1 protein-coding gene is annotated in these 1,426 nt (G+C 46.1%); it reads left to right on the forward strand.

Features of this window, described 5'->3' with window-relative positions; genetic code table 11:
* Positions 1-98: 98 nt before the first annotated feature.
* A complete protein-coding gene (locus AT710_09785; GenBank protein ID KUO89757.1) occupies positions 99-1,199 on the forward strand; it encodes a hypothetical protein in 1,101 nt (366 codons plus the stop codon).
* The last annotated feature ends 227 nt before the right edge of the window (positions 1,200-1,426 follow it).

Raw genomic sequence — 1,426 nt, forward strand, 5'->3', positions numbered from 1 at the left:
CCAAACCAAGCAATACACACCCCGCCTTATGATTATTTTCACGCCATGCCCACCCAACCTTGCGTAATATTTATAAAAGGGGATGCATAAATAGGTTTGTGATGATGTGGAGGATGGCTAAGAGGGGTCGATTAATTGTGATGATAGTCGTTTCAATAGCAATCTTGTTTTTAGCCTCTGGACTTCCAGTTACGGCTAACGGGTCTCAGAACTACCAAGTGGTCCTAAACCTATTGAATGGCCAGCAGTACTTCGGCGTGCCCCATGTGTACCAAGGCGATAATGATGGTTCACCAACAAGTCAATGGCCAGTGTACTATGGGCCAAACAACGCAAGCCAATACTGGAGCCTAGCAGGCATAAGCAGCAACCAACCAGTGCTTATGATGGTTCCAACCCAATATAATATGGGCAGTGCCATGTTTTGGAGTGAAACCTACAGTGGAGGCGCGGTGAAGATAACAATTATTGGTACATACTCAAGCGGTTCATCACCACTTTCTGATGGTTTCGAAATATACCTATTCTTAAACCCAACAACGTGGGGCGTAAGCCCGAAGTACAACTACTCAATACCTTACACCTCAACGGTTGGGAATGGATGGGCGTATAGTGGGTACCCATCGCCTCATGAGGGTGATAATATTCTGCCCCAGAGCTCAACACAGTACATAGTGGTTCAGTGGGAACCATACTGGCAGATATTCGGTACAACTCCTGGTGCTACTGGGCAGTGGAACGTGTGGATTGTGAATAACATAAACGGTAATAACCCAAGCATTGGTCCAAGTCCGTCGCCAAACCTTGGTAGTGGCTATGCTGGTTGGGATGGTATTGGTACAGGTGCCTTCCAGCCTAATCCTGGTGATCGTATTAACATAACCGTGACATATAACCCGAGCACAAACACACTCACCGGCATCGCCATAGATCTAAACACTGGGCAATCGGCAAACTTCACACTGAACTTAGGCAATTACTACACACCACCGGATAGTGGGTCTTACGTGTTCGGCGTAGAAGGAATTACAGGTGCTTTCTATGCTAATTGGGCTTTGTTGTATGTGGCGATGATAGGTAATGTAAAGTCACCATTGCCTTCACCTACCTATTATTCTGTGGTTGCGACTGCTGTTGCGGTGATAGTGGTTTTAGTGTTGATTATTGCGTTACTAATGGGTAGGCGCCGCAAGCAGTAGTTCTAAACAGTGTTACCACCTTATACCCAAAATCAAACCCAACCAAGTCAGTGCCTGCCTAAACGCCGTGCCATTTCTCCGCAACCCCCCACGTGGGATTTTTACAAACGCCTTAATCGAATTTCTGGGTTAGAAAATCAATAAATAGGCTATGTGTGCTTATCAAGAGCCTGAAGTCTACGTAAAGCGGTTTGTTGGGCGTGCTTTATCTGGTATTGAGAGTGTTC

Origin of the sequence: Thermocladium sp. ECH_B (genome assembly GCA_001516585.1) — an archaeon.
In the GTDB taxonomy this organism is placed as follows: Archaea; Thermoproteota; Thermoprotei; order Thermoproteales; family Thermocladiaceae; genus Thermocladium.